Genomic DNA, 7,751 nt, shown 5'->3' with positions numbered 1-7,751 from the left:
AATAGACTTCTTTCATAAGTCATTTTTCACTCAGTTCCATATTATAGATTCCCGCAATTAAATTGAATCTTAAGCCCAATCTTTTGCCACGGTTACGATATCGCTCAGCAAGGATTTTGAAGGTTTTCAAACAGCCAAATACATGCTCAATCCCTATTCTTCTTTTATTAATTTCCTGATTGTAAATTTTGAGTTCAGGATCAAGTTTACAGCGCTTCTTTGCTTTTAATGGCAACAAGCTGTTTGGATACACTGTATAAATTCCTTGATAACCCTTATCAGCAAGGATAAAGGCACCTGTAGGAATCTGATTCAAGTTGCGTTTGAAGAGTTCGAAGTCATGTACGGCACCACGACTCGTGCATAAACTTAGGATTTTTTCGAGTTTGATAATGAATGATGGCCTGCACTTTGAAAGTATGTGCCTTCTTTTTGCCACTATAGCTTTTCTTCTGTTTTTTTAGGCCTTTGTATTGGAATTTCTGTGGCATCTACAATCACCGCATTCCAGTCAATGCCTTCACCTTCGGGCAAATGCTTCGGTAGATTGAATAGATTGGACTTGATCAGGCAATCTCTACATGGCGGACAATTCTTGAAGCAGTGGGCTCTGACACGCCATAACTAGTTGCCACATGAAATAATGTTCGGTATTCACGCCAATAACTTAAGCATAGAAGAATCTGATCCTCTATGCTCAATTTAGAGGGTCTGCCTTTCGCAGGAATATGCTTCTGTAATTGCTCAACCATTAAATAAAATGTTGACCATGAGATGCCTGTGTATCGCTTAAACTGTGTTTCAGAAAGCTTCTTTGAATCGATATATTTCATACGCAGATTATGCTCGATTATTTAAGATTCTTTGGTACAAATAATCGGCAAAAGAAAGATCTTTTTTTGATTTATGAAAGAGATCTAATAACTACTCATAATTTTTATCAAAAAATAAAATATTTAAAAAAAAACCAGACTTTTAGTCTGGTTTTTTTAAATTTTTAAAATAAAAGAATGAGTAGTCTCAATCTTCCTCATCTGGATGTTTCACAAGATGAACAGTCGCCAAAACTAACCCACCCCAAAGTAATACCATAGAAATAATCATCATAATCATTGCAGATGTATTCATATCATTTCTCCTCAACTACTTTATCTTTGAAACAGGCCAATACAATCGCACCAAGAATTAAGAATGCCATCGTACCGCCACCTACAATCCATAAAATATGCGATGCATAACCACCATAGCCTTCAAGCATAATCGACTTAAAAGTCAACACAAGTGCAACTAATAAAGATAATGGTGTAATCACGGTAACAAGGAAATTCCAACCTTTACCTAATTTAATACTTGAGTATTCATTCACATGTGCTTGTAATTGTTGCAACAATGGACGACGGAACCAAGAAACCAAAATAATAGACAATAAACCACCACCAACAATACCAATGTTATTGGCAAAGTAATCAATGATATCTACAAATGTAATTGCGCTATGAGTCGAGAAAATAAGCGTAGATACAACTGCTGAACCACCAGCAATAATCGTTACAGACTTCTTACGCGACCAAGCCAATTTATCTTGAAAAGAAGCAATCGGCACTTCCAAAATACTTACCATGGAAGTAATACCAGCAACAACCAATGACGCAAAGAACAAGAAACCAAATAGATCGCCGCCAGCACCCATACTTGAAATAATTTTAGGGAAAGCAATAAATGCTAGACCAATACCGCCAGATACAACATCTTGTACACTTGCCCCAGCACTATGTGCCATAAAGCCAAGCGCTGCAAATACACCAATACCTGCTAAAATTTCAAATGAAGAATTCGCTAAAGCTACAACGACACCAGATCCAGTTAAATTAGTCTTCTTCTTTAAATACGATGCATAGGTCAGCATGATGCCGAAGCCCACTGACAACGAAAAGAAAATATGACCAAAGGCAGCTAACCAAACTTTATAATTGGTCATTGCATCCCAATTTGGCGTAAAGAAAGCATTTAAACCCTCTGTTGCACCAGGCAAACGTACAGCTTGAATCACTAAAATGGTAAATAAAATCACTAATAACGGCATAAAGATTTTATTTGCTAATTCAACGCCACGACGCACACCGCCATATAGGATGAACATCACTACAGCCCAAACAGCAACCAAACCAAAGAATAAGGTCGGTACAAAACCTAAAGCTAAGCCTTCGCCATTTTGTAAATATGTCGAAAAGAAAAAGGCTTGCGTATCAGCTCCCCATTTTTGCCCAAATGAATAGAACATATAACTGCCAGCCCATGACAGTACACTGGCATAATAAATACCAATCACCAATGTCACCATGACTTGCCACCAGCCTAGAGACTCAGCGTTCATAAGTTTCTTATAAGCCGTTGGTGGCGCTTTACGAAATTTATGGCCTACCGCATAGTCCAAGAATAATAATGGTAAACCTGCAGCAAAAATTGCAATTAAATAAGGAACTAAAAATGCCCCGCCACCATTTTCATACGCTACGTATGGAAAACGCCAAATATTACCTAAACCTACTGCAGAACCAATAGCTGCAATAATAAACCCTGATCGTGCAGACCAGTTCTCACGATTATCCGACATACAACACCTAAACCTTAGGCCCTTTTACATGCAACTTATTGTGGTTATATCGTTAACATCAAAAGACCATAAAACTAATTTTTGTTGTTTGATTCAGATACACACCTTTTGAGCATGCTCGTCTAAATGACAAACAGACCAATTTATAGAAAAAACTTGGTTAAAATTTTGAAAATAAATCGTCTTTATATGCCTTTAACAATACCCACTTTTTTCAAAAAATTCTGTAATTTCTACACAAAACATTCTACTTTTATAATATATTGCGACTGAATGATCACTAAAACAGCTCAATTTTTAAACATTTTATTTTATAAATACTATAACTTTTTAGAATACTAAATCTTTAAAAATAACACGTCTACCGAATGATTCATGTCAACAAGCTTAAAACTGTACTTGATTTTAAATCATTATCTTTATTTTCAATTTATAAACATTCATTTACTGAGTTTTCATCAACTTACAAACCTGTAAATGAACAATCTATGCATATATTTCAATATTTCACACATAAAAAAACACCCCCTGCACTAGTCAGGGGGTGTTTCGAATAATGAGCTGGCGATGACTTACTCTCACATGGGTAACCCCACACTACCATCAGCGCTAAGAGGTTTTTTTGATTAATTTGAAATCTATTTTTGCTTTAAATACAAGCAAATTATTTTGTAAAATGATAAACAAATCACGTTTTATGTATTGTTTTGTGAATTATTAATATTATTATGTGTAGCTATTGAGGTTGGGTGTATTTTAATCACGTTTTTTTAAAAAAGTGATTTTTAGGATTAATTTGAGTACGGGTGTATTTAAATTTATTCAATTTATATATTTTCAATCACGTATTTTTTTCTCTCCCTCAGCGTTAATAATAGACGCTTAAAGTAATTATATATGGTTAGCCAAGATCGTAGCAGTCCCGCTACACGGTTGTATATTTCTGTTCGCGTTAAATTTGTGATCGCTTTCATTGGAGCCTGTCTGTGGACATGGTTTTCTTTATGGATGGCTGAAAATTGGATCCGTGATTTGAGCCAATTGATTGGGTCAGTTGCAGCGATATTCTTTATTTATGGTATTGCGATTATTCCTGGATTTATGAATTCCTTTGCTGCTTTAAGTTTGTTGATGGATAAAAGGCCTAAACGAAAAATCTTAGATGTTTATCCAAATATTACAATTTTGATTGCTGCATATAATGAAGAATCTTCTATTCTAGACACGCTTAAGAGTGTGGATCGACAGAATTATCTAGGTGGACTGCAAGTCATTGTGATTAATGACGGTTCTAAAAATCGTACTGCGCAACTGGTCAAACGGGCTGAAGCTCAGTATTCATGGCTGACTTTATTGGATTTAACCCAAAATGCAGGTAAGGCTCATGCCTTAAATGAGGGTTTGAAATTAGCCAAACATGATTTGGTGCTTACTGTTGATGCAGATTCCTACTTACACCGTATTGCTTTGCAATGCATTGTGGAGCGCTATGTTGCAGATCCGCCGAATACACGCGCTGTTGCAGGTAAAATTTTGGTACGAAATTCACGTCATAATTTACTGACAAAAACGCAAGAGTGGGATTATTTTTTGGGAATTGCTGCGACAAAACGCTTACAGTCTTTATATCAAGGTACGCTGGTGGCTCAAGGCGCATTTTCAATTTATGATCGTAATGCACTGGTTGAAGTGGGTGGCTGGCCTGAGTGTGTAGGTGAGGACATTGTACTTACTTGGGCATTGCTCAGAGCAGGTTACCGTATTGGACATTCGGAGGATGCCTGTGTATTTACCAATGCGCCGACGGAACTCAACGTGTTTGTTAAACAACGTCAGCGTTGGGCACGTGGCATGATGGAGGCTTTTATTAAGCATCCAGGTATTTTAATTAAGCCACGATTATCCACCTTCTTTATTCATTGGAATGTGCTTTTCCCGTGGTTGGATATTGCGTTTACCTTTGGTTTTATTCCTGGAATTATTCTGGCGTGTTTTGGTCATTTTTGGATAGTTGGTCCAATGACTTTGGCACTCTTACCTATGGCTTTTTTGTTGGGTTTTCTCAATTACAGTATTGAAAAACGTATGTTTAAAGCTATGGATCTTAAAATACGTAAAAACCTGACCGGTTTCTTTGTATATGTTTTGGGTTATAGTTTTTTGTTGCAACCAGCAAGCATTTTAGGCTACTTGGACGAAATTTTGAAAACACGTAAAAAATGGGGTACTAAATGAAATCTAATAATATAAATTTTGGTTTCTCATTATGCTTTTTGTGCTTACTTTCAACCGATGTGCAGGCAGGTGAGTCTTCAGCAACCCAACCCTCAGATTGGGCTGCGGGTACTGAGTTTTTCATTAGCCATGATAGTGAAGGTTTTGAAACGAAAAAATTATCAGCTGAAGTTTTTCCTCAATACACCAATGCAAATGATTATTTGGGGGTACGTTTTAGTGCCTATAATTATAAAATTGATGATTGGCAAAGTGATGCTTATAAAGTTTCAATTCTTGCTAAGAATGTAGAAGCAGCGACTGCAAATGGATGGACGCTCGAAGCTGGGGTGTTTGAACAAAATGACCATACCTTAGCCACCTTTGATGGTAGCTATCGTCAACCATTAACTAAAAGTACCGCAGTAGAAGTATTTGCCAATCGAGATTGGGTCGAAACACGACCAGCTTTAGAGCAAGGTATTCATTTTACTTATTTGGGTGGAGCGGTTGATCAACAAATAGGGCCACATGTTACCGTGGTTGGTTTGGCTGCAACACAGCTTTTCTCTGATGATAATCGCCGTGACCATGGTCGCTTAAAATTAATCTATCAGCCATCCTTAGAACATGGCTTAACTTTGCAGGCGCGATACCGTATGTATCGAAGTGATGCTGATGATGTTGCAGGCTTGTATTTTAATCCTAAAGATTATGAAGAAAGTATGCTGGCACTGGGGTGGCGTAAACGATTCAGTGGTTGGACGACGGGTATGACCGTTGGTTATGGCCGAGAAAAAGTGGCTGATGCACCGAGCCAATCAACAAAACTGCTTGAACTGAACATACAGAGCCCAATCCATCAAAACCAATTTGTGCGCTTAAATGCGGGTTATAGTAACAGTGCTTCATATTATGGCGTCGACTATAGCTATCGTTATTTAATGGGCGAATGGGTACTTAAGTTTTAACAATGCTGTCAAAAATTGAATTCACCTTTAGCTTGGCTTTTTAAGTTCAGGTAAAATGATAAAATTCAGCCAACAGCTCGGCAAAACTGTTCAGAAAATATTAACTTCCTGTCATACTACGACCTTATAAATGGATAGTTTAGATTTGAGGTAATGAGCGTGATTTCAGTTGGTATTGTCGGCGGTACAGGTTATACAGGCGTTGAATTACTCCGTATTTTACTGCGTCATCCAAACGCGGAAGTAAAAGTTTTAACTTCACGTACTGAAAATGGTCGCCGTGTCGATGACATGTTTCCAAGCTTACGTGGCCATACTGAACTCAAATATTCAGACCTTGATATCAATGCATTAAAAGCATGTGATGTTGTATTTTTTGCAACACCACATGGTGTAGCGATGAAACATGCTGCTGAATTAGTTGCAGCAAATACCAAAGTGATTGATTTGGCTGCTGACTTCCGTTTGCAAGATCTTGAACAGTTTGAAAAATGGTATGGTTTAGAGCACGCTTGCCCAGAAATTCTAAAAGATTCTGTTTACGGCCTGTCTGAGCTGAATCGTGAAAAAATTCAACAAGCTTCAGTGATTGGTAACCCAGGTTGCTATCCAACTACAGTGCAATTGGGTTTAGCACCTGTGCTCAAGGCTGAAGGATTAGTGAAACCTGAAAGTATTATTATTGATGCAAAATCTGGGGTTTCAGGTGCAGGTCGTAAAGCAAGTCTTGGCATGATCTATTCTGAAAATGCAGATAACTTTAAAGCATACGGTGTAGCGGGTCATCGTCATCACCCTGAAATTGTAGAAGCACTCGAAAATATTTCAGGTCAAAAAGGTGTATTTAACGAAATTTTATTTGTACCTCATTTGGTGCCAATGATTCGTGGCATGCTCAGCACAATTTATATCGATTTAACGGATGCTGGCGCAACTGCAGATTTGCAAAACTTATATGAACAGTTCTATGCAAATGAACAGTTTGTAGATGTGATGCCAGTGGGCAGTTCACCAGAAACACGTACAGTACGTGGCGCTAACCAATTACGTATTGCATTGTATAAACCACAGCCTAAGAAACTAGTAATTCTTGCAGTACAAGATAACTTAGTAAAAGGTGCTGCTGGTCAAGCAGTACAAAACATGAACTTAATGTTTAATTTTGCAGAAAATGCAGGGTTACAAGGCATTGGTTTATTACCATAAGAAACGCATTAAAACTTCACACACATTTAGATTTCGATTTAAATGTGTGTTTTGAATAAATCAAATAAGAGACGACGATGCCGAATACAGACTCTAATATCACGTCAGAACCGACTTCAAGTAACAACAAACCATTTTTGCAAAGTAATATGCCTTTGGTTGCAGGTGCTGCAATCATTGCGCTGAGCAGTGGTTTATTGGGTTATTCCGTTGGCCATCGTCAAGGCCTGACGGTGGTGGGCTATGATGCGGATGCGGAGCAATTGGTTGAAGTTGTGCAAAAGCAAAAAGCTGAATTGGCTGTGCTCCACAAATCACTCAATACTGCTGTGCAAGAGCGCGATATAGCAGTAAGCAATTCAAATGATTTAGGATTATCTGTAATTAAATCACGTGATGCACAAGAGCAAGCAGAAAATCTTGGTGTGTTATATCGTGAGGTATTACGCCAACGCGGTGGTATTGCCTTGGCAGTCCAACACTTGGCTATCAAACCTTTACCTGAAAATGCTTTTGAATATCAACTGGATTTAATGCAGGTGAGTCCAAATAAAGCCAATGTTTCAGGTAGTGTGGAAATGCGCTTAATTCAAGGTACAGAAGTTCTGACTGTACCTATGGAAGACAAAAACTTCAATTTTGAAAACAATGAACGTTTAACGGGTCGATGGACTATGCCTAAAGGCTTTACCCCAAGTTTTATTGAGGTACGTTTAAATGGTTCAGGTAAACAAGTCACCCGTCGT

Annotated in this window: 8 protein-coding genes; 4 read left to right on the top strand and 4 right to left on the bottom strand. The window is 37.8% G+C overall.

Annotated features, from left to right (window positions below):
• Positions 1 to 19: 19 nt before the first annotated feature.
• From HYG93_RS18795 to HYG93_RS18780, 4 genes are all read right to left on the bottom strand, one after another.
• Positions 20 to 439 (bottom strand): transposase family protein, encoded by a 420-nt coding sequence (locus tag HYG93_RS18795; RefSeq protein WP_286206975.1) that lies wholly within the window; start codon positions 437 to 439, stop codon positions 20 to 22.
• Positions 440 to 566: 127 nt separating this feature from the next.
• Complete coding sequence (locus HYG93_RS18790; RefSeq protein WP_106986779.1) at positions 567 to 833, bottom strand: transposase family protein; 267 nt, start codon at positions 831 to 833, stop codon at positions 567 to 569.
• A 187-nt stretch (positions 834 to 1,020) separates the two neighbouring features.
• Positions 1,021 to 1,128, bottom strand: a complete 108-nt coding sequence (locus HYG93_RS18785; protein ID WP_106986769.1) for a methionine/alanine import family NSS transporter small subunit — start codon at positions 1,126 to 1,128, stop codon at positions 1,021 to 1,023.
• A gap of 1 nt (position 1,129) precedes the next feature.
• Positions 1,130 to 2,614, bottom strand: a complete 1,485-nt coding sequence (locus tag HYG93_RS18780) for a sodium-dependent transporter (RefSeq protein ID WP_106986768.1) — start codon at positions 2,612 to 2,614, stop codon at positions 1,130 to 1,132.
• A gap of 897 nt (positions 2,615 to 3,511) precedes the next feature.
• Here HYG93_RS18780 and HYG93_RS18775 point away from each other — a divergent pair.
• From HYG93_RS18775 to HYG93_RS18760, 4 genes are all read left to right on the top strand, one after another.
• Positions 3,512 to 4,849, top strand: coding sequence for a glycosyltransferase family 2 protein (locus HYG93_RS18775; RefSeq protein WP_227865777.1), 1,338 nt, complete (start codon positions 3,512 to 3,514; stop codon positions 4,847 to 4,849).
• The gene (locus tag HYG93_RS18770; RefSeq protein WP_106984934.1) at positions 4,846 to 5,799 is read left to right on the top strand and encodes a hypothetical protein; all 954 of its coding nucleotides are present in this window, start codon (positions 4,846 to 4,848) and stop codon (positions 5,797 to 5,799) included. The genes HYG93_RS18775 and HYG93_RS18770 overlap by 4 nt, the downstream gene beginning before the upstream one ends.
• Positions 5,800 to 5,952: 153 nt before the next feature.
• A complete protein-coding gene (argC, locus tag HYG93_RS18765; RefSeq protein WP_171406349.1) occupies positions 5,953 to 7,005 on the top strand; it encodes an N-acetyl-gamma-glutamyl-phosphate reductase in 1,053 nt (350 codons plus the stop codon).
• A 77-nt stretch (positions 7,006 to 7,082) separates the two neighbouring features.
• A partial coding sequence (locus tag HYG93_RS18760; protein WP_178962775.1) for a DUF6776 family protein occupies positions 7,083 to 7,751 on the top strand: 669 nt, incomplete at its 3' end.

It is taken from the genome of Acinetobacter sp. SwsAc6 (genome assembly GCF_013391565.1).
Classification (GTDB): Bacteria; Pseudomonadota; Gammaproteobacteria; order Pseudomonadales; family Moraxellaceae; genus Acinetobacter; species Acinetobacter cumulans.
This window is presented reverse-complemented; position numbering and strand designations above follow the sequence as displayed.